This is a genomic window from Neobacillus sp. S1227, assembly GCF_055385255.1.
This window is the reverse complement of record NZ_AP038276.1, coordinates 1808958-1835221: the sequence shown is the minus strand read 5'-3', so window position 1 is coordinate 1835221 and position 26264 is coordinate 1808958. Positions and strand designations below refer to the sequence as shown.

27 protein-coding genes and 1 other annotated feature are annotated in these 26264 nt (G+C 41.0%); all 27 genes read right to left on the bottom strand.

Annotated features, from left to right (window positions below; all coding sequences use genetic code 11):
• Window positions 1–99: 99 nt before the first annotated feature.
• Entirely contained in the window at window positions 100–1407 is a 1308-nt protein-coding gene (locus ACZ5AE_RS09455) for a solute carrier family 23 protein (RefSeq protein ID WP_464571636.1), read from the bottom strand.
• A gap of 177 nt (window positions 1408–1584) precedes the next feature.
• Window positions 1585–2127, bottom strand: coding sequence for a bifunctional pyr operon transcriptional regulator/uracil phosphoribosyltransferase PyrR (pyrR, locus tag ACZ5AE_RS09450; RefSeq protein WP_464571634.1), 543 nt, complete (start codon window positions 2125–2127; stop codon window positions 1585–1587).
• Window positions 2128–2297: 170 nt separating this feature from the next.
• Window positions 2298–3209 (bottom strand): RluA family pseudouridine synthase, encoded by a 912-nt coding sequence (locus tag ACZ5AE_RS09445; RefSeq protein WP_464571632.1) that lies wholly within the window; start codon window positions 3207–3209, stop codon window positions 2298–2300.
• A complete protein-coding gene (gene lspA / locus ACZ5AE_RS09440) occupies window positions 3181–3672 on the bottom strand; it encodes a signal peptidase II (RefSeq protein ID WP_464571630.1) in 492 nt (163 codons plus the stop codon). Before lspA ends, ACZ5AE_RS09445 begins: the two co-directional genes overlap by 29 nt.
• Window positions 3673–3751: 79 nt before the next feature.
• On the bottom strand, window positions 3752–4045 hold the full coding sequence (locus tag ACZ5AE_RS09435; protein WP_464571628.1) for a hypothetical protein: 294 nt from the start codon (window positions 4043–4045) through the stop codon (window positions 3752–3754).
• Window positions 4046–4261: 216 nt separating this feature from the next.
• Window positions 4262–7033: an isoleucine--tRNA ligase gene (gene ileS / locus ACZ5AE_RS09430; protein ID WP_464571626.1), complete on the bottom strand. Its 2772-nt coding sequence runs from the start codon at window positions 7031–7033 to the stop codon at window positions 4262–4264.
• 72 nt (window positions 7034–7105) lie between these two features.
• Window positions 7106–7345: a binding site (T-box leader), on the bottom strand.
• 48 nt (window positions 7346–7393) lie between these two features.
• Window positions 7394–7909 carry a DivIVA domain-containing protein gene (locus tag ACZ5AE_RS09425; RefSeq protein WP_213116399.1) on the bottom strand — a complete coding sequence of 172 codons (516 nt, stop codon included), beginning with the start codon at window positions 7907–7909 and terminating at the stop codon, window positions 7394–7396.
• Between the two features lie 81 nt (window positions 7910–7990).
• Window positions 7991–8764 carry a YlmH family RNA-binding protein gene (locus tag ACZ5AE_RS09420; RefSeq protein ID WP_464571624.1) on the bottom strand — a complete coding sequence of 258 codons (774 nt, stop codon included), beginning with the start codon at window positions 8762–8764 and terminating at the stop codon, window positions 7991–7993.
• 28 nt (window positions 8765–8792) lie between these two features.
• Window positions 8793–9056: a YggT family protein gene (locus tag ACZ5AE_RS09415; RefSeq protein WP_464571623.1), complete on the bottom strand. Its 264-nt coding sequence runs from the start codon at window positions 9054–9056 to the stop codon at window positions 8793–8795.
• Between the two features lie 5 nt (window positions 9057–9061).
• A complete protein-coding gene (locus ACZ5AE_RS09410) occupies window positions 9062–9514 on the bottom strand; it encodes a cell division protein SepF (RefSeq protein ID WP_464571621.1) in 453 nt (150 codons plus the stop codon).
• Window positions 9515–9524: 10 nt separating this feature from the next.
• On the bottom strand, window positions 9525–10202 hold the full coding sequence (locus tag ACZ5AE_RS09405) for a YggS family pyridoxal phosphate-dependent enzyme (protein ID WP_464571619.1): 678 nt from the start codon (window positions 10200–10202) through the stop codon (window positions 9525–9527).
• Window positions 10203–10210: 8 nt separating this feature from the next.
• Entirely contained in the window at window positions 10211–11029 is an 819-nt protein-coding gene (gene pgeF / locus ACZ5AE_RS09400) for a peptidoglycan editing factor PgeF (protein WP_464571617.1), read from the bottom strand.
• An 81-nt stretch (window positions 11030–11110) separates the two neighbouring features.
• Window positions 11111–11374 carry a YlmC/YmxH family sporulation protein gene (locus tag ACZ5AE_RS09395; RefSeq protein WP_213116407.1) on the bottom strand — a complete coding sequence of 88 codons (264 nt, stop codon included), beginning with the start codon at window positions 11372–11374 and terminating at the stop codon, window positions 11111–11113.
• Between the two features lie 580 nt (window positions 11375–11954).
• Complete coding sequence (gene sigG / locus ACZ5AE_RS09390) at window positions 11955–12734, bottom strand: RNA polymerase sporulation sigma factor SigG (protein ID WP_149869517.1); 780 nt, start codon at window positions 12732–12734, stop codon at window positions 11955–11957.
• A 169-nt stretch (window positions 12735–12903) separates the two neighbouring features.
• Window positions 12904–13623: an RNA polymerase sporulation sigma factor SigE gene (gene sigE / locus ACZ5AE_RS09385; protein ID WP_464571614.1), complete on the bottom strand. Its 720-nt coding sequence runs from the start codon at window positions 13621–13623 to the stop codon at window positions 12904–12906.
• Window positions 13624–13668: 45 nt separating this feature from the next.
• Window positions 13669–14607, bottom strand: a complete 939-nt coding sequence (gene spoIIGA / locus ACZ5AE_RS09380; RefSeq protein ID WP_464571612.1) for a sigma-E processing peptidase SpoIIGA — start codon at window positions 14605–14607, stop codon at window positions 13669–13671.
• Window positions 14608–15071: 464 nt separating this feature from the next.
• The gene (gene ftsZ / locus ACZ5AE_RS09375) at window positions 15072–16223 is read right to left on the bottom strand and encodes a cell division protein FtsZ (RefSeq protein WP_464571610.1); all 1152 of its coding nucleotides are present in this window, start codon (window positions 16221–16223) and stop codon (window positions 15072–15074) included.
• A gap of 41 nt (window positions 16224–16264) precedes the next feature.
• Window positions 16265–17560 (bottom strand): cell division protein FtsA, encoded by a 1296-nt coding sequence (ftsA, locus tag ACZ5AE_RS09370; protein WP_464571608.1) that lies wholly within the window; start codon window positions 17558–17560, stop codon window positions 16265–16267.
• Between the two features lie 121 nt (window positions 17561–17681).
• Window positions 17682–18044: a small basic family protein gene (locus ACZ5AE_RS09365; protein WP_464571606.1), complete on the bottom strand. Its 363-nt coding sequence runs from the start codon at window positions 18042–18044 to the stop codon at window positions 17682–17684.
• A complete protein-coding gene (locus tag ACZ5AE_RS09360) occupies window positions 18044–18760 on the bottom strand; it encodes a DUF881 domain-containing protein (RefSeq protein WP_464571604.1) in 717 nt (238 codons plus the stop codon). Before ACZ5AE_RS09360 ends, ACZ5AE_RS09365 begins: the two co-directional genes overlap by 1 nt.
• A 57-nt stretch (window positions 18761–18817) precedes the next feature.
• Window positions 18818–19534 carry a DUF881 domain-containing protein gene (locus tag ACZ5AE_RS09355; RefSeq protein WP_464571602.1) on the bottom strand — a complete coding sequence of 239 codons (717 nt, stop codon included), beginning with the start codon at window positions 19532–19534 and terminating at the stop codon, window positions 18818–18820.
• Window positions 19503–20294 (bottom strand): cell division protein FtsQ/DivIB, encoded by a 792-nt coding sequence (locus tag ACZ5AE_RS09350; RefSeq protein WP_464571600.1) that lies wholly within the window; start codon window positions 20292–20294, stop codon window positions 19503–19505. The genes ACZ5AE_RS09355 and ACZ5AE_RS09350 overlap by 32 nt, the downstream gene beginning before the upstream one ends.
• Before the next feature lie 252 nt (window positions 20295–20546).
• Entirely contained in the window at window positions 20547–21455 is a 909-nt protein-coding gene (gene murB / locus ACZ5AE_RS09345) for a UDP-N-acetylmuramate dehydrogenase (protein ID WP_464571598.1), read from the bottom strand.
• Window positions 21456–21535: 80 nt separating this feature from the next.
• The gene (gene murG, locus ACZ5AE_RS09340; RefSeq protein ID WP_464571596.1) at window positions 21536–22627 is read right to left on the bottom strand and encodes an undecaprenyldiphospho-muramoylpentapeptide beta-N-acetylglucosaminyltransferase; all 1092 of its coding nucleotides are present in this window, start codon (window positions 22625–22627) and stop codon (window positions 21536–21538) included.
• Window positions 22628–22774: 147 nt separating this feature from the next.
• Window positions 22775–23839 (bottom strand): stage V sporulation protein E, encoded by a 1065-nt coding sequence (gene spoVE, locus ACZ5AE_RS09335; RefSeq protein WP_464573584.1) that lies wholly within the window; start codon window positions 23837–23839, stop codon window positions 22775–22777.
• Between the two features lie 96 nt (window positions 23840–23935).
• Complete coding sequence (gene murD / locus ACZ5AE_RS09330; protein ID WP_464571594.1) at window positions 23936–25288, bottom strand: UDP-N-acetylmuramoyl-L-alanine--D-glutamate ligase; 1353 nt, start codon at window positions 25286–25288, stop codon at window positions 23936–23938.
• Complete coding sequence (gene mraY / locus ACZ5AE_RS09325; protein ID WP_464571592.1) at window positions 25289–26263, bottom strand: phospho-N-acetylmuramoyl-pentapeptide-transferase; 975 nt, start codon at window positions 26261–26263, stop codon at window positions 25289–25291.
• Window position 26264: the final 1 nt, after the last annotated feature.

Genomic DNA, 26264 nt, shown 5'->3' with positions numbered 1-26264 from the left:
GGTGCTAAAAGTTTAACTTAAGATTCGGACGAAACTGCCGCCCATATCCAAGTTAACACACCCTTCCAAGTCTCACTGTACTTATTTTAAAAGGCATTTTTATGCTGTTTTTTTGTTAGTTGTTTCTTCTGACTCAAACATATTTTCACTGACTTTCGGCTTTCCAGGAAGGATCAGGTTTAATAATACTCCCGAAATTGCCGCCAGTGCCATACCTTGGATTTCGATATTAAATGGCAGCTTGACAATCGCACCACCGATACCAATGACAAGGATTACCGATGAAATCACGAGGTTGCGTTTGTCTCCAAAATCAATTTTACTGTCAACCAGCATTCTTAATCCTGATGAAGCAATAATTCCGAACAGGAGAATGGAAACTCCCCCCATTACAGGTGTTGGTATGGTTTGGATTAAAGCTGTTATTTTTCCAATAAACCCGAAGATGATGGCTAAAACCGCCGCACCTGCGAGGACATATACACTGTAGACTCTTGTAATTGCCAAGACCCCAATATTTTCACCATAGGTGGTTTTTGGAGGTCCACCTACTAGTGCAGAAATCATTGTTGCTGTTCCATCACCAAGGATTGATCGATGTAAGCCCGGCTCTTTTATGTAATCACGGCCGACAACCTTGCTAAGAACAAGCTGGTGTCCAATATGCTCAGATAGTGTAACAATGGCAACAGGCACCATTAACCAGAAAATATTCCACGTAAACTTGACATCATAGCTGACAAACGGAATTAAGAAATCTGGAGCGGCAAACCACTTTGCCTCTAGTACAGGTTTGAAATCAACAATTCCAACAATCACCGCATACACATAGCCGACAATAATCCCGGCTAAGATAGGGATAATGCTGAGCAATTTTTTAGCATAAATTGAGAAAATAATGGTCGCTGCCAGCGTCACAAGTGCCACTGAGAAGTGAAGCATACTATACTTTCCGGCCGGGTTGTTCATTGCCATTCCTACCGCAGTTCCAGAAATGGCGAGGCCAATTACAACTATGACCGGTCCAACAACAATTGGCGGCAGTAAGTTCATAATCCACCGATGCCCCGCTCTGCTTATAATTAAAGCAACAATTCCATAAACAAGGCCAGCTAAAAATGTACCCACCATCGCGGCTGCAGGTCCGCCAGAGGCTTTTGCGGCAATTATCGGTGCAATATAAGCGAAAGATGAACCGAGATAGGCAGGAACCTGAAATTTCGTAATCAATAGGAATGCCAACGTTCCGAGTCCGCTGGATATTAGTGCTATCGCTGGTTCTAACCCAACCAAGTATGGTACCAGGATTGTTGCCCCAAACATCGCAAACAAATGCTGCAAGCTTAAGGTCAGCCATTGGGCCGGTTTTGGTCTATCTTTAACATCTAGGATTGGTTGATTACTCATTTTCTGTTCTCTCCTAATTTATTTATTGTTTTCTTTATTTTCTTCATTTGTTCAAATAAAAAACCCTCTTTGCCGTGTAGTTGACAAAGAGGGGTGAAAGGCACACCAGAAAATGATCCAAGGTTTGCGCTTTTCCCTTTGTCAGCCTCACTGGACTGAAATTAAAAGGGCTGCTATTTATTTGTCATATATACTTACTTGATCAACATTATCTACTTCCAGCAGCTCAACGACAATTTTTTCATTGTTTGAAGTAGGGATATTTTTCCCAACATAATCTGCTCTAATTGGCAGTTCCCTGTGGCCGCGGTCGACCAGGACAGCAAGCTGGATGGAAGCTGGACGTCCAAGGTCCATAAGGGCATCAAGCCCAGCCCTAACTGTTCTTCCTGTATAAAGAACATCGTCCACAAGGACTACTTTTTTGTCACTTATGTCAAACGGAATATCCGATCCTTTTACGAGTGGTTCATGACTTTCCGTTTTCTTTGTTAAATCATCCCGATAAAGAGTGATGTCTAATTCACCGACTTGAATCGGACTACCTTCAATTTGGGCTATTTTTAAAGCGAGTCGTTTTGCTATATAAATTCCTCTGGTCCGAATTCCTACAAGCACGCAATCTTCGATTCCTTTGTTTTTTTCGATGATTTGATGGGCAATCCTTGTCAACGCCCGCCCGATTGCCTGTTCATCCAGAACAAGTGCTTTTTGGCTCATAGTCTCACCTTCTTATTATACTGATATAAAAAAACCTCTCGCCAGTGGTGGCGAGAGGGAAACAGTTATTCCTTAGGGAAATAACTTATTAACCGTTCCTTCTCGGCCTCACGGGACCGACTTAAAGGCTTATTAAACTATAGTAAGCATACTTTAATTTATTCTTCCTGTCAACGATTATTTCTTAACCGGTCAAGAAGCTCTTCAAAATCTTCCGGAAGCGGGGCTTCGAATTCTAGATACTCATTAGTTCTTGGATGTATGAAACCGAGCAGACCGGCATGCAATGCCTGTCCATTTAAATCAAGTGTTTTTCTTGGTCCATATTTAGGATCACCGGCAAGCGGATAACCGATATATTTCATATGGACACGAATTTGATGGGTCCTGCCTGTCTCCAATTGACATTCCACGAAGGTAAAATCATTAAACCGCTCAAGGACACGAAAATGAGTAACAGCATGCTTGCCGTTATCTACAACCGTCATGCTTTGCCGGTCTTTTTGGTCTCTCCCAAGCGGAGCATCGATGGTTCCATATTCATGCGGGATCACTCCATGAACAATCGCCTTATACTTCCGGGTCACAGACTTTTCCACCAATTGGTTGACAAGGCTTTCGTGGGCTAAATCATTTTTCGCTACCATTAACAGCCCTGATGTATCCTTGTCAATCCGATGCACAATACCGGGTCTTAATACACCATTAATACCAGATAAATCTTTACAATGTGCCATTAATCCATTAACAAGTGTCCCTGTAAGGTGCCCAGGTGCAGGATGAACCACCATACCTTTTGGCTTATTTACGACCAATACATCCTTATCTTCGTAATAAATATCTAAATCCATTTCCTCCGGAACCACGTCCAATTCTTCCGGATCTGGAATGGTAATAATGATTAAATCATTTACACTGCATTTGTAATTTGTTTTTACAATTTTTCCATTCACAAGTACATTGCCTTCTTTTATCCATTCCTGCACCTGTGTTCTAGACCATTCTTCATTCAGGCCGGAGATTACTTTATCAATCCTGTCTCCTTTTTGTTCCTCAAGAATGGTGTGTTCCATTTTCTCCATAAGACTTCTCCTTTGACGACTTCTCTTCAAACAGCATTTGAATCATTAATAATCCAACACCAATAACTAATGCTGAATCGGCAATATTAAATACAGGGAAATTATAGCCAAAAATAAAGGTATGAATAAAATCAACAACCTCTTTACGAACAACTCGGTCAATAAAATTCCCGATCGCACCTCCAAGCATTAAAGCAAGAGATACCCCTAACAGCCATTTTCCCTTGGCTGCTTTGTAAAGATAATACATAATCGCAATAATAACAATAACCGTAATGACATAAAAAAGCCACATCTGCCCTTGAAGGATTCCCCATGCGGCCCCGCGATTCCGGTGAGAAGTAATATATAAAAATTTATCAATGATGGGTATACTTTCACCGATATACATATTTTTTTCAATAAGCCATTTAGTAATTTGGTCGAGCACAATAACGAATAGGGCGATTAAGTAATAATACACTTAGAAATACCTCCAACATAAGCTAAACTTGCTCCCTTAGTTTAGCATACTTAATCGCTATATCACAATGAAACAAAAATTATGGTGTGGGGAAGATCGGTTTCTTGCAATAGCCGCCAAGCAAGCTGGAATCATTGACTGTTCTAACGGTTGGAATCAAATTTAACAGGTCGAGGGGTAATAATTCACCGGAAAGTTCACATTGTCCGAAATTTCCTTCTTTGATTTTTTTCAGCGCCAAATCGATGTCCGCCATTTCCTCTTCTAAGATTGTTGTAAACCAATTCTTTGTTTGTTTGTTGTTTAATGACTTTTCGATTTCTGTTTTTGTTTGACGGAGTTCTTGAAACAGCTTTTCCTGCATTGCATTCATAGTGTTAATACCTCCGTTATGTTATTTGTTTTATTATTACCGATCGTTTTCCATTGACCCGGATAATAATTTGACATCAGCAACAACAATTAACGGAGGTGGAAATAAATGAAAACCCGCCGATTGGCGAGTCCATAGAACGGATCATGAGGCTAGTTTAATTTTTACTTTTTTATTAGCAAAATGAAAGAGGCTGACAAGTCAGCCCCTTTCATTTTACGCTAAGTGTGAATAATTTTCTTTTACAACTTGAGAACAGCGTGGACAAAGAGTTGGATGTTCCTCATCTTGGCCAACATCAGGCGTCACAACCCAGCAGCGATCACAAGTTTCACCTTCTGCTTTTGTCACCACAATGGCCGCTGTATCCAATTTCAAGGCATCTATAGGCGCCTCATCATAGCCACCAGCCACTTCAAAACCAGATACGATAAACAATTGCTTCAAGTTCTCTGAAACAGAATCAAGCAGCGCTTTTGTATTATCATTTACGTATAAGGTTACTTTCGCTGTTAATGACTTACCGATAACCTTTGCATTCCGTGCTTCTTCAAGTGCCTTTAAGACATCATCGCGCAACTTTAAGAATGCAGACCATTTCTCCTCCAACACTTTAGCACCAGGAAGTTCCTGATATTCTGGAAGGTCTGTCAACTGAACACTTTCTTCCTGAACCTTCGGAATATATTTCCACACCTCATCTGCAGTGTGAGAAAGGATTGGTGAAACCAATTTGGTAAGAGCAAGCAATGCTTCATATAAAACGGTTTGAATTGCCCGGCGTTCTGGATGATCAACAGCTTCAATGTACAGAACATCTTTTGCAAAATCTAGGTAAAACGCGCTTAAATCAAGCGTACAGAAATTATTAACAGCATGGTAAATGCCAGCATAATTGTAATTTTCGTAATCATTACGAACACTGTTAATTAGTTTATTCAATTTAACTAGCATAAACTGATCCACTTCACGCAGGTTTTCGTAACCAACTTTATTCACTGCTGGGTCGAAGTCCGCTAAGTTGCCAAGCAAGAAACGGAAGGTGTTTCGGATTTTACGATATACCTCAGCAACCTGTTTTAAAATCGCGTCGGATACACGGACATCCGATTGATAGTCAACGGAAGCCACCCATAAGCGTAAAATATCTGCCCCCATTTGATTCATAACTTTAGCAGGGACTACAACATTTCCTAACGATTTACTCATTTTTCTGCCTTCCCCATCAAGGGCAAATCCATGGCTTAATACTCCCTTATACGGTGCCTTGCCTGTTACGGCTACTGCAGTTGACAAGGAGGAGTTAAACCAGCCGCGATATTGGTCAGAACCTTCAAGATATAGGTCGGCAGGCCGCACCAAGTCTTCTCTTTCAAGCAGTACTGCCTGGTGGGAAGAGCCAGAGTCGAACCAAACGTCCATAATGTCGGTTTCCTTCGTAAACTTTCCGTTCGGGCTGCCAGGATGCGTAAACCCTGCCGGCAGCAGGTATTTTGCCTCACGCTCAAACCAAATGTTTGAGCCATGATCGCGGAATAAATTAGAAACATGTTCGATTGTTTCGTCAGTAATGATTTCTTCGCCATTCTCAGCGTAGAATACCGGAATAGGTACTCCCCAGACACGCTGGCGGGAAATACACCAGTCGCCGCGGTCACGGACCATATTGAACAGTCTTGTTTCACCCCAGGCTGGCACCCATTTCGTTTCTTTAACCGCTTCAAGCAATTGGTCGCGGAAATCTTTAATGGACGCAAACCATTGCGCAGTTGCCCGGAAAATGACCGGCTTTTTTGTTCTCCAGTCATGTGGATAGGAGTGTGTAATGAATGTAAGTTTTAACAAAGCTCCTTTTTCCTCTAGGGCTTGGGAAATCGGTTTGTTGGCCTCGTCGTAAAATAACCCTTCAAATCCAGGTGCTTCACTTGTCATATTTCCTTTATCATCAACCGGACAAAGAACATCCAAACCGTATTTCTGGCCAACATGGAAGTCATCTTCCCCATGACCAGGAGCAGTGTGAACGCAGCCAGTACCAGCATCGGTTGTAACATGTTCACCTAACATAACAAGTGAATCACGGCCATATAATGGATGACTGGCAACTACATATTCAAGCTCAGCCCCTTTGACCTTGTTTAGAACGGCCGCTTCTTCCCAGCCAATTTCATTCGTTACACTTTCCAATAAGCTTTCAGCCACAACATATTTTTTATCATTTACAGATACTACCACGTAAGTAAGCTCAGGATGAACCGAAATTCCCAAGTTGGCAGGAATGGTCCATGGGGTTGTTGTCCAGATGACGATTTCCGTATCCGTATCAAGAACTCCCTTGCCATCCTTCACCGGAAAACCAACATAAATGGAAGGTGAACGTTTATCTTTATATTCAATTTCTGCCTCAGCCAAAGCGGATTCACTTGACGGAGACCAATATACTGGCTTCAATCCTTTATAGATATAACCTTTTTTCGCCATTTCTCCGAAAACCTTGATTTGCTGGGCTTCGTATTCTGGCTTTAAAGTGATATATGGATTCTCCCAATCACCGCGGACACCAAGTCGTTTAAACTGGGTCCGTTGATTGTTAATCTGTTCAAGCGCATATTCTGTACAAAGCTGACGGAATTCAGCTACGGACATTTCCTTCCGTTTAACCCCTTTATTCGTTAAAGCCTGTTCAATCGGCAGACCGTGCGTATCCCAGCCTGGCACATATGGGGCATGATAGCCGCTCATTGACTTATAGCGGACAATAAAATCCTTTAAGATTTTATTTAGGGCGTGGCCCATGTGGATATCACCGTTTGCATATGGAGGCCCATCATGCAAAACAAACATTGGACGCCCTTTTGTGCGTTCCTGCACTTTTTGGTAAATATTCATTTCTTCCCATTTTGCCTGCATATCCGGTTCTCTTTGCGGAAGATTGCCGCGCATTGGGAAATCTGTTTGCGGCATTAATAACGTGTCTTTGTATTCCATTTTATTTCCTCCAATACCTTTCTATTGAACAGAATTGACATTCTTGCAAATAAAAAAACCTCCTCATCCCAAAAAAGGGACGAGAAGGTTTTATTCCCGCGGTACCACCCTGATTGATAGAAATATCTAATTCTATCCTCTTGCTTCATTCATAACGTGAATACACGCCTTAGTCTACTGTTCTAAATTTAGAAGTTCGACTTCGGAACTCAAGGGTGATTTTCCAATCTTTCGGCTTTATCGGGCTTCCACCATCCCCGACTCGCTAAGAAGCATCTTGAAAAATTGTACTGTCCCTGTCTTCGTCAATTTCATTCGATTAATCTGTTAAGAAATTATATGCTACGAAAGAGTTGTTCGTCAAGCTAATGAATCCTCTTCTTCGTGGATTTTCAGCTCTGTTGCATCAAGTTCGTACTCTAAGAGGTGATCCCAATCGTCAGTATTCAGCATATCGAGCTGTGCCTCAATCAGCATTTTGAAACGAGTACGGAAAATTTTTGACTGCTTCTTTAAATCCTCTATCTCTAGAGCAATCTTTCTGGCTTTAGATAGGGATTCGTTTACGATGCGGTCTGCATTCTTTTCCGCTTCCTTGACGATTAGCTTCGCTTCCTTTTGGGCATTGCGTTTTACTTCTTCCCCTGCCTCCTGGGCAATCACAATCGATTTATTAAGTGTTTCTTCAATACTTGTAAAATGCCCTAAACGCTCCTGCAGATCAGTTAAGCGCTCTTCCAATTCTTTTTTCTCTCTAAGGACAAGCTCGTAATCCTTGATAACCTGATCAAGAAATTCGTTTACTTCATCCTCGTCATACCCTCTAAATCCTTTATTAAATTCTTTATTATGAATATCTAACGGCGTTAACGGCATGATGCCACCTCCAACAATCTGTGCAATGTATGTAAATGTGAATATTCGACAAGTTTTTCGAAAATCCTGCAAGAAAATAAATTATTTTTGTCTTCCTACAGAAATTCGCCATTTATCTTTCTTTGTCTTTCCGTCTATACTGGACAATCTCACCCTTCCATGGCCCCGGACTGACAGCATATCGCCAATTTCACAAATAAAGGCCGGGCTTTCAATCTGAGTCCAATTAACCTTAACAAGGCCCGCAGCAATATAGTTTTGCGATTTTTGCCGGGAAAGATTATAAACACCAGAAATAACAGTATCCAGCCTTAATGAAGATACTGTTAATTCATGCTCCTCCCATAATTCTTTAGGAGAAATTATATTTTCGGGCGGCTTCTCCAATAAATGAACCGTTGTTTTACCGATTGATTCAAGATTACTACTGATATAACCGCTGATTTCCTTTGCTGCCAAGAACTGGATTTGCCCATCATCGACAAGAATATCGCCAAATTTCCCACGTTTTAGCCCCAACGACATCAATGTACCCAAGACGTTGGGATGTTCAATTTTGACAAACTTCTTTGGATAGTCAATTTCAAACAAGCTGATTTGAAAGTCCTCTTGAACTGGCACTAGATATTCTGGAAATAGAAGCGCCCTTTTTCGTTCTGCTCCGGGCCAGCCGCCAAAGAATTGATATTTTACATCACCATTTTCACCGATGATCGTTTTTAAGATATGCTGTTCTCTTGGGTCAAGGAAGTCCGTTAATTTCGGGGCATACTGAAGTTCCACAGTGTTTTTCCACTGCGTGACCTGGTCAATATAATCCCGTTCTTCTGGACGAAAATGCTGATATATATTCATGCTCTAAAAACCAACCTATTTTTAATTATTAGGAGAGCCAGACAGCTACATAGCTTAAGCCCCGCGATGCAAAGTTGAGCACAAGAAATGCAACAATCGGAGAAATGTCAATCATCCCGATTGAGGGAATAATCCTTCTGAACGGATCCAAATATGGCTCACAAATTCTTGCTAAGAATTGACCGATCGCGGATTCTCTGGCACCCGGAAACCAAGACATCAATATGTAAATAATTAATGCCCACGAGTACACCCAAATGAGTTTTTGTATTAAACCAATAACAAAAAACATCTCTTCTACCACCTCGTATTCATATTATCGTGGTCAGGGAGCAGTTCCGAAATATTCCCTGATACTTCCATATTATCCGGGGTGCACAAGAAAATATTGGCGCCAATTTTCTGGATTTCCCCACCGAGAGCATACACTACTCCTCCTAAGAAATGAACGATCTGCCGGCCTTCTTCTTGATCAATCCGCTGCAAATTCACCACCACCGGACGGCGGCTTTTAAGGTGGTCGGCAATCTCGGTTGCCTCAGATTCGGAATTCGGTTCCGCCAAAATAAGCTTTGAGGGCTTTACCTGGGCAGGAGGCTTTTGCACACTTTGCAGGCTGACTACATTATGACTTTTTAATGGCTGTTTTTTCTGCTTTATCGGTTCCTTCGGCTCACTGTAATCTTCAATTTGCTCATCGTTTTCGTCGTCTAAAAAGAAAAATGTTTTTAGTTTAGATTTAATTGTCATATCAACTCTCCTAACCAGCTTCACCAACAAGCGCTGTACCTATTCTTACCATCGTAGCCCCTTCTTCGATGGCGATGGCAAAATCATTAGACATCCCCATTGAAAGCTCTGAACAAGGGGCATAGTCTAAGTGACAGGATTGAACTTGAGTACGAAGTTCTCTAAGTTTTTGAAAACAATCACGCAAGACTTCTTCATCGTCCGTGAATGGGGCCATTGTCATTAAACCAGCAACAATAATATTTTCTAAGGAGCCAAGTGATTTAATAAAGTCGATCACTTCTTCGACCGCTAAACCGTGCTTTGAGTCCTCCTCTGCCACATTAACCTGTACCAAACACTTTACCTTTGAATTGGCACGTTTATTTATTTCTTGTGCCAAAGAAAGACGGTCAAGTGAATGAATGTACTCCACTTTATCGATAATATTCTTTACTTTTCGTGTTTGCAGGGTTCCAATAAAATGCCAAATTGGCTTGTCCTTAAGAACTTCCCATTTTTCAAGCATTCCTTCATCCCGGTTTTCACCCAGATGCTGAATGCCGGCATCAAGCGCTTCCTGCGCTCTTTCAGTACTGACGTATTTTGTAACGGCAATTACAGTTACTTCATCAGGTTTCCTGCCTGTCTTTTCGCACGCTTCATGTATTTGCTGTCTAATAAGTTCATACTTTGCTGCTACTCTCATAAGCGGTTCTAATTCTCCTTCCAGCCAATAAAGCTTAACATTCTTCCGGCTTTGCCGTGGCTCTTCCGGTGGGAAAAAAACAAATCGTTATTACAGCTTGAGCAATAATCGGTGACGGTTATATTTTCCGTTGGAACTCCTGCCTTGACAAGAATCCGCTTGTTCAATTCCCTTAGGTTTAATGAATATTGACCTTCACTAATTAAATTATAGGGTTTTCTATCGACATCTTCTAGTATATTTTCAACTAAGTTAACGACACGTTCATCCACAATATAACATTTTTCGCAAATCGATGGACCGATTGCAACAAAAATCTTCTCAGCCTTGATGCCTTCCTCTTCCCATTTTTTTATCATCTCACGGGCAATTTGTCCTACCGTTCCCTTCCATCCAGCATGTGCCGCACCAATCATCCTGTGTTCGGGAGATATAAAAAGGAGAGGAACACAGTCCGCAAAACAGAGCGTTAACAATATTCCCTCTTCACTTGTATAGAAACCGTCCGTTCTTTTAAAAGACTGTTCGTAGGAAATCGACCCTCGCCCGCGATCTGCTTTTGTTATTTTTTGCAGGAAAATATCATGTGTTTGCTCAGCGCCTACCCATGACGCTAGTGGAAAATCAAGCAGTTCGGAAACTTTCATTCTATTTGCGCAAACATCGTTGAAAATATCGCCAACATGAAAGCCGAGATTAAGGGCTTCAAAGTCGCCTTTACTTTGTCCCCCCAGCTTGGTTGTTATTCCGGCAACAAGGCCAGGATTGCTATTCATCCAACCTTCGATAGTTAATAAGGAGTCATTCTTTATAATAAATGGTTCCATTCCATTACCTCTAAACTTTTTTCTATAGTTTACCATGAAACTGGGCATTGGTCACCGAAGCTGATATATTTCCTTTCACGACTACTCTTCTTCCGTTATTTTTTCATCGCTGATTTTATAGCGGACCAAGATGACATCCTGGCCAATTTTGATAATGTTTTTCCACGGGATCACTATATCTTCATCCTTTCCAAAAAAGCCAAGCACGCGCCCATTTCCGGAAATGACAACCGCTTCTATTTTCCCCGTTGTTAAATTTATTTCTATATCTCCAACATTCCCAAGTCTTTTGCCATCAGATACATTCACAACATCCTTAATCTGAAAATCGGAAATTTTAACCATTAAACCACTCCCAATCGTACGATACTATAAGAAATATATGTCTGTATTTGGGAAAATAGAAAGGAAAAAATAAGCTGCCCTTTTGTTAGCCTTTTATTTCACAACAGGTGTATTCAATAAAGGCCTTCAACTCACAATACATAAATACAATGAGGAGTTCTTCTTTTAAAAGTTCGGATTATGGGGGCCAATTTCCCCATAAAAGCGATGAAGGACAAAATTAAAGGAATCCGAAAAAGAAATGTCTCTTATAAAGCTTTTGTGAACAAAAATGGGGAATTGTAGGATGCAAGTGATTAGATAAATTGTGTGGCAAATCTTTATATTGTTTTGCCTCCCTGTTGATTGGAGCGGAGGGCACTCGACTCCTGCGGGATAGAGAGGTCACTGGAGACCCCACAGGCGCTTTCAGCGCCGAGGAGGCTCCAGGACCTCCCCGCAGAAAGCGAGTGCCCGGAGCGGAAATCAACAGGCCCATTAGCAGAAACAATCAATTAACAAAATTTGTAATTATAATGAAAAAAATTGCCGAGAAAATACTCTTTCCCGGTAATATAATAAGCTGCCCTTAACAGGCAGCTTAGCTTTGGATATTCTTATTCATTTGTCTGATGGCTGCTTTTTCTAAGCGGGATACCTGTGCTTGGGAGATGCCAATTTCGTCTGCAACCTCCATTTGTGTTTTCCCCTGAAAGAAACGCTTTCTCAAAATCAATTTTTCTCGTTCGTTTAATCTTCGCATTCCCTCTTTAAGGGCAATTTCTTCAATCCAATGGATGTCTTTATTTTTCTCATCGCTTAGCTGGTCCATTACATAAATTGGATCCCCGCCATCATTATAAATCGGTTCAAAAAGTGATACCGGGTCTTGTATTGCATCTAGCGCAAAGACAATTTCTTCATGGGGTACTTCCAGGACCTTCGCGATTTCTTCAGCAGTCGGTTCCCGAGAGGTTTCACTCATTAGCCTTTCCCTTACCTGGAGGGCTTTGTAAGCAATATCCCTAAGGGAGCGGGATACTCGGATCGGATTATTGTCACGCAAATAGCGCCGTATTTCGCCTATAATCATTGGCACGGCATAAGTGGAGAACTTAACGTTTTGACCCAAATCAAAATTATCGATAGACTTCATAAGTCCAATACAGCCAACCTGAAACAGGTCATCAACAAACTCGCCCCGGTTATTAAACCGTTGGATAACACTTAATACCAGGCGTAAATTGCCGTTTACTAGTTTTTCTCTGGCGGTTATATCGCCCTCTTGCATTTGCTTGAAGAGTATTCTCATTTCTTCGTTTTTCAGTACAGGAAGTTTTGAAGTATCTACACCGCAAATTTCTACTTTATTTCGAGTCAATTCTTTTCCCTCCTCGAGAGAGCTGCTGTACAAAAAACAGTATCTCCTTGAGGAGGAAAAATATGCACTTGGTGAATGGAAGGAAAAGTCAGCTATTGTCGAAAAATGCATTAGAGGCAATATTTATCAAAGCTTTTTTGTTAAAAAAATTTTTTCTATTCCCTGTCTTTTAGACCATTTTATTAAATTCCTTGCGGAGCCTTTTAATGATCCTTTTTTCAAGTCTTGATATATAGGATTGGGAGATGCCAAGCATATCAGCAACATCCTTCTGCGTCTTTTCTTCTCCATTTGTCAGGCCGAACCTTAACTCCATAATTTGCTTTTCCCGGTCGCTAAGCTGATGCAGTGCTTTAGTTAACAGTTTTCGGTCCACATTTGCTTCTAGATCTTTGGTAATGATGTCGTCATCCGTTCCCAAAACATCCGACAAAAGCAGTTCATTGCCGTCCCAGTCAATATTAAGCGGCTCGTCGAAGGAAACCTCTGACCTAATTTTATTATTGCGTCTAAGGTACATGAGAATTTCATTTTCAATACATCTTGAAGCGTATGTAGCTAGTTTAATTTTCTTTTCTGGATTAAAAGTATTAACAGCCTTTATTAAGCCAATGGTCCCAATGCTGATTAAATCCTCAATATTGATGCCGGTATTTTCGAACTTCCTGGCGATATAGACTACGAGTCTGAGATTTCTCTCGATTAATATTGATCTTGCCGCTTTATCGCCGCCAGGTAGTTTCTTTAATAATATTTCTTCTTCGTCTTTTGTTAAAGGAGGCGGCAGGGCTTCGCTTCCGCCAATATAATATATTTCATCTGTTTTTAGACCTAATTTTATTAATAGTTTATACCAATAATAGGATAAGCGAAGTCTCCATTTTTTCATGTGTATTCCTCCTTCTAAAATTTTGTTTTTCTGAGTATAGTAATATTAACTTACCTTCACTGTTTCCCCATTCTGCCTTGGCCCGGTTAGCATTTTTGGATGAACAATGCACTGAAAGGCATCATCAGCAGAAAGCTGCTGAAGTGTAAATGTTACCAGCCCCTTTTCACATAAGTATTCGAAACCATTATGTTCAATCAATATCCTATCGGGTTTAACTGCAATAATGAGCTGAGAGGTTTGGCCAACTACTTGGTAAGGGATAATTCTCATCCTGCTCTGCCATTCTTCAGGGAACTCAGAATTGCCTAATACAAGTGCTTCAGGGTCTGCAGCCATTTTCTTGATTGGGTCCAACATGTTATCAAATTGATTCTTAATAGAAACAAACATGACTGGCAGCTTTGACAGCGGGTCATAAAGCTGATTGCCACTATCAACTAAGCCCTTCAAATATAAAGTTTGTTCTTCAATTTCTACCATTACTGTTACAATTTGATCGTATTGAATTTTTGTCATTTCCATGCTATCAATATTTTTTCTTGAAAAGTGCCAGGCAACAGGAAATCCGATAAGAACAAACAGCCAGCTAATCGGATCGCCAAATCCCAACACGCTCGACTTTAGAACACCGACGGTAAGTTTTGGGTCATATTGGATAAAAAAATGAACGCCCATTAATGCGCCGCCAATTAAAAAAGTTGACACATATAACGTCATCAATGCCTTTATAAAAAAGGGCAAGCGCTTATACCCAAAGGCTATTAAGACCATCATAATCGAAAATAACAGCTTTGAAAGCGGGTGACCGGAGATGGCATTTACCGGCGTAAAAGATAATAGAATGATCAGTGAACCAATAAATCCCCCGGCAAAGATTCTCCACAGCTTAATCCTTCTCTTTAAAATAATAGCTGTTAAAAAAAGGAGAAGACTATCAAATAGCAGGTTCAGAGCCCAAATCACATCCAAATAGACAATCAAAAAACGCTTCCTCCTTCTTCAAGGCCCTTTCTATTATTCTGATTATGGAAAAGTATACCTTAGATGTATGTCTGAAGTGTGTCACTTTCTGTAATCAAAAAATCAGAAATTTTCCCTATTCTATTCGGATTTTGTCAAATAGATAATAGAATAAAAACTGTCTTCAAACATATTGGTTGATGGCAACTCCATAAGGAAGGCTTCGGCAGCTTAGGCATCGCACGACTGAAAGCGTGAGCTTATGGAGGAAGCAATTCGCATTGCTGCGGACGGTTCTGGGACCCTTGTCGGCTCCGGAGGCGCTTGTGGGGTTTCCCTGTCCCATACATCCAGCAGGAGTCTTCATGCCTGCCTCTGTCATCAACCAAGTGAGATTAGATTATCGGATTTAACATTTCAAATAAAAAAGGTACAGCCTTAATTTTTTCAGGCCATACCTTTTTCATATATTTAATATAAGATTTTTATCGTCTTCTGTTGCGGTTGCGCAGGAAGGTTGGGATGTCTAGTGTGTCTTCCTGGTAATTGTTATTGTTGCGAACTGGCTCTTGTTGTGGAGCCTGCTGTTGTGGTGCTTCTTCGCGTTTTGGTTCTCTTTTGACGCCGCCCACTTGAGGTTTCGCTTGTCCAAACGTTGGACGTGTTACCTTCGGCTGGATAACCTCTTCCTTAAAACCTGTTGCAATAACGGTTACGATGATCTCATCTTTAAGGTTCTCGTTGATGACAGAGCCGAAGATCATGTTAACTTCTTGATCGGAAGCAGAAGCAACGATATCTGCAGCTTCTTGAACCTCATAAAGGCTTAGGTTTGTTCCGCCAGTAATGTTCATTAGGACACCTTGAGCACCGTCAATGGAAGTTTCCAATAATGGAGAGCTGATTGCTTTCTTCGCCGCCTCAGCAGCACGGTTTTCACCTGCAGATACACCGATACCCATTAAAGCAGAACCTTTATTTGACATAATCGTTTTAACATCGGCAAAGTCCAAGTTAATAAGACCAGGAACAGCAATCAAATCGGAGATACCCTGAACACCTTGGCGAAGAACATTATCCGCTTCACGGAATGCTTCAAGCATTGGAGTGCTCTTGTCCACAATTTCAAGCAGGCGGTCATTTGGAATCACAATTAGTGTATCCACCGCCTCTTTCATTGAGCCGATTCCGCCGGAGGCTTGTGTAGCCCGCTTTTTACCTTCAAACGTAAACGGACGGGTTACTACACCTACAGTCAAAGCTCCTAAGTCACGGGCAATTTGAGCAATTACAGGTGCAGCACCAGTTCCAGTGCCACCGCCCATACCGGCTGTAACAAACACCATATCGGCACCGCGGAGTGCTTCCTCAATTTGCTCCTTGCTTTCTTCAGCAGCCTTTTTGCCCACTTCAGGGTTTGCCCCTGCCCCTAGACCACGAGTCAGCTTGGCGCCGATCTGCATTCTTACTTCTGCTTTTGACAGATTTAACGCTTGTGCGTCTGTATTCACTGCAATAAATTCAACACCTTGCACACCATGCTCAATCATTCGGTTTACTGCATTATTACCGCCGCCGCCAACCCCGATTACCTTTATTGTGGCAAGAGAATCTAAATTTGTATCAAACTCTAACATGAAAAATCCTCCTAATTCTTCGATATCCTTTTCAATTTAGCTTATTCGAAAAAGTATCCAAGGAATTTTTTTACTCTTGAAGTCATTTTTTCTTCCGGATGCTTTTCTACTTTTGTTTTTGGCTGCTGCTGCTTCGGAGCCTTCTTTTCGACTGGCTCTGAAACTGCGGATTGCGGGCTCGCCACGTTCCCTGGTAATCTAGCATTCTTGTAAGCATACTTTATCAAGCCAACCGCTGTTGTGAATTGAGGTTCTCTCACACCTATATAATCAGGACGGGCAATGCGTACGGGATTTTTAAACATATCCTGAGCAAGCTCCAGTAACCCCTGCATATTGGCTGTTCCGCCTGTTAACACGAAACCGCCTGGGAGGTCGGAGACGCCCATTCGTTTTAATTCTTTTGCTATAAGCTCAAAAATCTCTTCCATTCTGGCTTCAATAATCTCTGATACATAAAGCTGATTAAATTGCTGATGTTGATCGCTTCCGATAATCGGTACACTGAAAAATTCATCCTCAGATGCATGATCATAGAATGCATGCCCATATTTTAATTTTATATTTTCTGCATCCTCTGTGGATGTATGCAGCACTTTTGATAAATCATTCGTGATCAAGTCCCCGCCTACCGGAATGACACTTGTGGCTTTTAAATAGCCTTCCTCATAAACCGCTATTGTAGTCGAGCCGCCGCCCATATCAATCAAGGCGACGCCAAGATTTTTTTCATCTTTTGATAAAGCGTAATCTCCCGCTGCCAAAGGCTGAAGAATTATATCTGAAAATTGAAGTCCTGCGCGCTCAACGCAGCGAATGATATTTGCCAGAACTGAATTTGATCCGGTCACAAGTGTTCCATCCATCTCAAGGCGGACACCTATCATCCCGCGAGGGTCATTGATTTCATCTTTTCCATCCAAAATAAATTGCCTTTGGATAACCCCCATATTCACTCTCTCAGGTGGAATAGACCCAGCATAGGACGCTTCAATAACACGAGCAACGTCATCGTTCGTAATTTCACGGTTTTGACCAGAGACAGCTACAATCCCGTGACAGGGCTGCAACATGATATTATGTCCCGGTATCCCGACAACAACCTCATGAATTTCCATTCCAATCATTCTTTCCGCTTGTTCAACCGCCCTTTTAATAGAATGAACGGTGTCGTCCATATCGACGATTGAGCCTTTGCGCAAGCCTTCAGATTTTACATTGCCAACACCAATTATATTTAACGAGCCTTTTCCTGAGTCATTGACCATTTCACCAATGATTACTTTTACACTGGATGTACCGATGTCAAGACTTACGTATATTTCATTGCTGTTCATTCTCTGGCACCTCCTTTAATTTCCCATTTATTGAACAACAATTTATTTGTTCAAATCCATTATTCATAGTCATATCTTATAAAAATATTCGTCAAAACTGAATGATTCCCTTTAAAAATTTTCAACTTTTTTCTAATTTTTCTTTCTTTGTTGACCATTTCGTTAACAAAATTCGACGAATTACAGCAATATTTTGAAAAAGTCTTACTCCAAATGCAAAAACCGCTGCTAAATACAAGTCTACACCAAGATTAACACCGAGAAAAGCTAAACTTGCAGCAAGTATAATATTAAAAAAGAATCCAGAAACAAAGACCTTTTCATCATAAATATTTTGTAAATAGGCACGGATTCCTCCAAATAATGTGTCGAGTGCCGCTAAGACAGCAATCGACAAATAATTAGAATATTCATCAGGAATCCGAATTTCTGTCAGCAAACCCAGAATAATGCCAATTATTAATCCCATGACCGGAAGCCACATTAGGAACCGCTCCCCTCTTTAACCGGCTCCATATACCGGATGCGAATTGGATTCTGATAAGCAGGGACTGTTATTTCCGGATTTGGAGCATTTACATCAAGTCTTAAGTTCTCCGTAAAAAATTCGTCTCTTGCTTTGGAAACTTTCATTCGGTTATATAATTTTTCAGCCGTACTAAGATCATTGACGACTACTTTTACCTCGATTGGCAGTTCCTTTATGGTATGACCATCAATTTTGGTTTCGGTATTGATATCCCTGATAACTGTCGTATTAATAACTCTTTGGCCATCAATTGAAACATATTTGGCTTCATACATGTTTAACTCATTTAACAGTCTTTTCAAAAGTTCCGGTGAGACAATATTGTTTGTTGTTTCACCAAGTTGAATATTTTCCATAACGGGTTCAATCATTAAAGTAATTCCTGGGCCAGTTACTTCTGTTAAGCCCGCTTCTGTCTTCAACTCATTTAGGGTGTCACGCAGGGCCTTTTCTTTACTTTGATCTCTTTTAGATTTATAGGCTGATAGTTTTTCTTCATTTGAACGTATTTCATTCAACAAATTAGAATGCAATTCCTTTTCCTTTAATAACGCTTCTCTAAGCTGCCAAATATCCCTTGTATCCCTATCCTCGGGCTTTTTAACCGTTTGAAATTGAACTGCTATCATAAAACCAATTATCGCCGCAATCAGCGTAAAGTTAATTTTCATTTTCCGTTTGTCCACTTTTTTCACCCAGCCTTCTTAAATATAATCGTGGACACAATATTAACCGCCAAGAATAGGGTTTAAAACAATTTCACTTTCTTTTTCTAATGTGAAAATGATATTATCGTTAACCAGCTGGTCCTTCACCCCGCCGACTAAATTAATAGATGAACCAAGGACCTCAGGATCTCCGATAGCTGTAATGACAAATGGGGCTGGATGCTGCACCCCATCAACCGTTATGACAGGGCCCTCACAGTTAATATAAGAATGGCTCGTTAATCTTTGGCCATTTATCGCAACTGCAGCCGCCCCTGATATGTAAAGCTCATTGATCACCTTGAAAACATGATGTTCATGAACCAAATAACTGTTTATATTCTGTTCTTTCGGATCATAAGCCCCATCAGTCAGAGTAATTTTTACTCCCTTTCCCGATACCTTTACCTTACCTAAAAACATCCTGTATTTTTCTGCATCCTCGGCAAGGTTCGTAAACACCTGTGCTTCCTTTGCCAGACTTTTTTCATATTCTGAAACACTGGCCTGTTTTTGCCGCAGTTCCTTTTGCAATTTTCGATTCGCCTCTTCCTGAGAAATTAACTGATTTCGTAAGGCAAGGGTTGTTTTATATTGGTTATCGGAAAGGCTTGTCCTTTCCGATTCATGTTCCAATTGCGTTAAATGATAAGAGAATGCCATTATGAACCCCAAAACTAAACAGACAAGGGATAAGACGAGATGATTACCCTTCACCTTCATGATTTTCAACTTCATTTTCCTCCACTTCCGTATCAAAAGCCTTAAAATATGAACCTACCTCTAAATCAATAATGCCCTTTTTATTTGGGTCCAACTGGCTGATTATGGAAGGATAATGGACCATCTTTTCAGCAAAGCTTCTAAGTGTGGCACTTACCTCAAAACCATCATTCATAAAAAGAGTAATATGGTATTTATCGGTTTTTTTCGGAGTGTAATGAATTTCAGAAATGGAGTTCACAATTTCGACCGGAAGATTTTTTAACCCTTCAACCATTTCATCGAGGACTGGCCCTTCTTTGAATTTAACTAGAATCGGAGAATTGCTAGGAAGCAAATCAGTTTTTTTATTGGTTAAGATTTTTCCGTTCTCCATCACTGGTAGGTAGGCACTGTCCTGATATAGGTAAGCCGCCCTTTTATGTTCTTTTACTTTGATCAAGATTGAATTCGGCCATACAACCTTAACTTCTGCAGTATTAATTTCAGATAGCCGTTTTAGGTTGGCGGCTATTTTATCCTTACTGACTTCCCAAATGTTCGTGCTGTTCGTAAGGCCGCTTGTTTTGATGATTTCAGCTTGGGAATATACCTCGTTTCCTTTTATGGTAATCTTTTTTATATGGGCTAACGGTGATTGCGTATAAGCAACAGCTGCTATCATCGTAAAAAACAAAAACAATAAAAGCACAAGCCTTTTGTTTGCCTTTTTCCGCCTTTGTTCTTTTAATTTAGGAATTCGATCCTCTAGAGCAACTATTTTTCCATTTTCCATTTATAATTCCTCCACCATAAAAAGTGGTTTCCCTTGATGTTTTATCCTGCTAGTCCAAAAGATTGGAAGACGCTTCTAAGAAAGAGAAACAACGGCACGAAAAGTCATGCCGTCATTCATTTTCTACCGCATTTTCCCTATAATATTACCAGTAATTATATCACAATATTTGTCATTCGTAAGACATTTCTTGCTCAAAATAAGGGTAAAATTTTGGAACTAATGTCAGGCAAATACCATAGGCGGCCTTGCTTATTTTCTCCCGATGATTTCAACTTCCGTTTCCATTTTTATTTGATATAAATTGTAAATCGTATCTTTAACATGCTGAATTAAGGCAAGCACATCCCCTGCCGTGGCATTGCCGGCATTGACAATAAAATTCCCATGCATTTCGGAAATCTTTGCACCGCCTATACTAAAGCCCTTAAGGCCAGCTGCTTCAATTAATTTTCCGGCGTAATCAGGCAGCGGATTCCGAAAAATACTGCCTGCACATGGAAAATTCCATGGCTGTGTTTCCTTTCTGTAATCTTTGTTCTTTTGCATCTGGGCTACAATCGAGGCCTTTTCTCCCTCTTCGAGTTGAAATACAGCTTCAACGACGATACCTGGACGTTTATTCTGCAGGATGGAGGTCCGATAAGAAAACTCTAGCTCATCATTGGAAAGCCACTCCATTGAACCATCCAAAAATAGGATATGTGCTTTCGAAAGAACTCTGCTTATGTCAGACCCGTGCGCTCCAGCGTTCATGTACACGGCCCCGCCGACAGAACCAGGAATTCCACTAGCGAATTCCAAACCGGATAGACCTTTTTTACTAATTAGGGTAGAGAGACTAACAAGGGAATGTCCGCCGCCAACAGTTATTTCAGTTCCATTAATTTCAAGCGAATCGATGCCATTGCCCAGTTTCAGGACAACCCCCTCAATTCCTTTATCTGACACTAAAAGGTTGGAGCCTCTGCCGATGGCCCGCCAATTTAAGTGATGGTTATTAATGACTTCCATTACCTTTTGCAAATTCTCAACAGAAGAAGGTTCAATAAATAAATCAGCGGGTCCGCCGATTTTAATTGTGGTGTGATGGGCAAGAGGTTCATTTATCTTCACTTTTCCGACATTTAATTCTTGCAATTCTTTTACAGCTTCAACCAATTTATACCACCTAGCTTTCCTAACTTACATATCGTTTTAGTTTATGCCAAAAAAATAATTTGGGCTACTAATGATCACCATTATTTCATCAGATTCCTCATCACTTTGTAAAGTCTAACAGCTGAATCCGGAACACCCATTTCCCTTGATTTTTGCTTCATTTCCTTTAGGATGTCTTTATTTAGCAGAATTCGATCTATTTCCTTAACAAGAGCAACGCTGGTTAAATCTTTTTCCAGTAAGACTTGTGCTGCTCCATGGCTGCTAAGTGACCTGGCATTTTTCTCTTGATGATTATTCGTTACGTACGGACTTGGGATTAAAATACTAGGAATTCCAAGCGAAGTGAGCTCTGCCAATGTGGTCGCCCCTGCTCTTGCCACTACTAAATCAGTACCTGCCAAAACTTCGGGCATATTATGAATAAACGGTTTGATGACGACATTTTTGGGGCTTCCAATCAATTCAGCCTCTTTTTTAACATCTTCAAAATGCACTTCACCAGTTACATAAAGCACCTGATAGGGTTTACCAGCAAACTCAGGAATTGCCTTAATAACGGCTTCGTTTATAGGCCTCGCTCCTCTCGACCCGCCAACAATTAAGACACAAGGCTCAGTTGTGCTCAAACCCGCAGAAAGCCTCCCCTTAATTCCATCCGTACCAATGACCTCGGATGCGCGGGGGTTACCTGTAAAGATTACTTTGTCTTTAGGGAAAAACTCTTTCGCTTCATCAAAACAGATGGCAATTTTGCTGACGTAACGGCTCAAGAACTTGTTTGTTAAGCCGGGAACACTATTTTGCTCATGGATAATCGTAGGGATATGCAGTTTGGCAGCAGCATAGACAACCGGTCCGCAAACATATCCGCCTGTCCCAATCACTATGTCCGGTAAAAATTCTTTTAATATTTTTTTACTGTCTCTTACTCCTTTAAGAAACCGCCAAATCGTTTTCACATTTTCAAAGGATAGCTTTCTCTTAAAGCCTGTAATGTGGATGGACTTAAAAGAGATATTTTCCCTGGGAACAAGTTTACTTTCCAAACCATTATTTGTACCTATGTATAGAAATTCGGCCTGATTATTTTCCTTTTGGATCTCTCGTATAAGTGCAAGTGCAGGGTATATATGACCGCCTGTACCTCCGCCGCTTACCGCTATTTTCAAATTTCTCACCTCGTAAAAGTCAGCTAAACACATTCTACTATAAAAATTATATGAAAAAAGCTATCGAACAAAGAATGTTATCTATTTGTAATGAAAAAAGAAAATTAGAAACAAACAAAAAGACCCTGTCAACCAACAGGGTACTCTTTAATATCTCGAATAGCGGCTTATATTCAGGAGCACACCAATCGCCATTAGCATAAGTGTCAAGGAAGATCCTCCATAGCTTAGGAAAGGCAGGGTAATCCCCGTAACTGGCATCAGTCCAGTAACAACACCTATATTAATCATAACCTGAATCGCAACCATTGCGATAATTCCGACTGCTAGAAAACTTCCATATAAGTCAGGTGCCCCTAAGGCAATACGGATCCCGCGCCATAATAAAAGCGCAAATAAAAGAATGACGAATGATCCACCAATAAACCCCAGTTCCTCAGAGAGAATCGCGAAAATAAAATCGGTTTGCGGTTCAGGCAGGTAGAAAAACTTTTGCCGGCTTTCACCAAGACCAAGTCCGAACAAACCGCCAGGGCCTATAGCATAAAGCGATTGAATGATTTGAAATCCGCTTCCCAAGGGGTCAGACCACGGATCTAAAAACGACGTAATCCTTTTAATCCGATAGGGAGCAGAGGCAATTAAGCCGACAAATCCCGCTACTCCCATGAGTCCTAGAAAGGCAAAATGGCTGACGCGGGCCCCCGCGATAAAGATCATTACAACGCACGTACCCATCATGACGGTACCAGTCCCTAAATCAGGCTGAAGCATAATCATCGCAAACGCAACGAAAGCGAGGCCCAATGAAGGGACAAGTCCTTTTTTAAAGGAAGTAATCAATTTTTGCCGTTCCGAAAGATATTTTGCCAAAAAAGCAATCATTGCAAGCTTCATAAATTCTGACGGCTGAATTGAGAACGCCCCTACGCCAATCCAGCTTCGCGACCCGTTCCGAACATTTCCGATTCCCGGTATTAAGACGAGAATTAATAAAACAAAGCAAACAATTAAAATAGTTTTAGACCACGTCCGCCATGTCCAGTAGTTAATATTCATAATAAAAAACATAGCTAGTATGCCTACACCCGCGAATAAGGTTTGCCGTTTTGCAAAGAAAAAGGAATCTTCAAATTTATATTCAGCCCAGATTGCACTCGCGCTGTACACCATAATCAACCCTACGGCAAGCAAGGTAAAGGTAACGATCATTAAAATAAAATCGGGAGTTGTTCTCTTTGTCGGCACCACAAACACCTCAACTACAAGTTTTGGGGGCAAGGCGCTTTTGCTTTTCGTACAAGCCCCCTACTTAAGTCTATGCACCGCTTCGATAAAAATGTCTCCCCTGACTTCAAAACTTTTATATTGATCCCAGCTGGCGCAGGCAGGAGATAACAAAATAACATCACCCGGATCCGAAAATCCGAATGCAGCAGGTACAGCCATGTCAACATTATCGACACGCTTTATGCATTTTATTCCCGCAGCTTGCCCCGCGCGTTCGAGCTTGGGCGCTGTTTGACCGAACGTAATCATTGCTTTTACATTTTTAAAGTAAGGAATTAACTCATCAAACTCATTCCCCCGATCCAGACCGCCTGCAAGCAGGACAATCGGACCATCAAATGCCGAGAGTGCTTTGATTGTTGCCAACGTATTCGTTGCCTTTGAATCATTGTAGAATTTTCTCCCATTCACTTCAGCAACGTATTGCAATCGATGTCTAACTCCAGTAAATGTAAGAAGCACCTGTTGAATCGCATGATTTTCAACACCTGAAAGCTTGGCTGCGGCCATGGCCGATAAGATGTTTTCTAAATTATGCCGGCCCGGCAGAACAATTTTCTCAATTTCCATGACTTTTTCTTGATTAAAACAAATCCAGCCGTCCTTGATGCAGGCCCCTTCCATCAGTACTTTTTTGGTAGAGAAAGGAATGATTTTCGCTTTGGAATGGCGGGCCAATTCAAAAGTCTCTTCCTGGTCGGCATTTATGATCAAATAGTCATCCTCTGTTTGGTTTTTCGTGATGTTTGCTTTTGCCCTTTTATATTCCGCTCTAGTCCCATGATAATCAAGATGAGCATCATAGATGTTAGTAATAATAGCAATTTTGGGTTTAAAAGTCTTTATCCCCATTAACTGGAAGGATGATAATTCAATAACAATGGTATTGTCTTTCTTCGCAGTCTCAGCAACACCTGATGCTACTGTCCCGATATTCCCCGCAATTAACGGCTGCTTTTCACCTTCATTCAGCATTTCATAAATGAGGGTTGTCGTGGTGGTTTTCCCATTCGTTCCGGTAATCCCGATTAGTGGAGCTTCGGAGATTTCATAGGCAAGCTCCACTTCAGTTATGACAGGAATACCTTTTTCAATTGCGCCTTCAATCATTGGGTTGGTATATGGAATCCCGGGATTCTTGACAATCAACTCAAATCCCTCATCAAGCAGTTCAACAGGATGCTCTCCGCAAATGACTTTAATTCCTTGTTCCAACAGCCCTTGAGCCTCGGGGTTTTCCGACAATGGTTTTTTGTCATTAACAGTTACAAAGGCTCCAAGCTTATGTAAAAGAGCGGCGGCCGTTACTCCGCTTTTGGCTAACCCTAAGACAAGAATTTTTTTATGGCGATAAGATTCAATCTGCTTCAATTACAACCACACCTCGATATAGATTCCAAGAATCGCAAAAATTAAGCCGACACTCCAAAAAGTAACAACTACTCTCCATTCAGACCAGCCGACAAGTTCATAATGATGATGCAAGGGGCTCATTCGGAAGATGCGCTTTCCAGTTGTTTTAAAGGAAGCAACCTGCAGAATGACTGATAAAGTTTCAATTACAAATATTCCGCCAATGATCAGAAGCAATACTTCTAACTTCGTTAGGATGGAAATGGCGGCAATCGCCCCTCCCAGCGCAAGCGAGCCTGTATCCCCCATGAAAACCTTGGCCGGATGGGCGTTAAATACCAAAAAGCCAAGTACAGCACCGACAATGGCAACAGAAAAAATCGCAATTTCCATTTGCGACTGATTCCAGGCAAGGACGGCGAATGCGCCAAAAGCTATAGCGGCCGTACCGGACACCAAGCCATCTAGTCCGTCTGTTAAATTGACAGCATTGGAAAAACCAACAAGCCAAAAAACAATAAAAATGACAAAAAACCAGCCCAAATCAAGCGACTTGTCGGTAAATGGAAGGATGATTTCGGTTGAAAAGCCGTTTTGTTTGTACACCAAGTAAAATATAACGGAAATAATAATTTGTCCTAAAAACTTTTGCTTGGAGGTCAATCCAAGATTTCTCTTCAGGACTACTTTAATAAAATCATCTAAAAATCCCAATAAACCAAAACCAAGCGTGACCAAAAGCAGCAAATACGTTTTAACTGTTGGTTCGGAAAACTTGCCGGTCATCACCAATGTTGTTATGACAATCGCAAATAAAATCATGATGCCGCCCATCGTAGGTGTTCCTGATTTTTTCTGGTGGGATTTAGGTCCCTCCTCCCGGATGCTTTGTCCAAATTTCAACCTTCGTAAGAAGGGAATAAAAACTGGTGAGAGCAGCACCGAGATTAGAAACGACATGATGATTGTGAAAAATATAACTTGCTCCAGCATA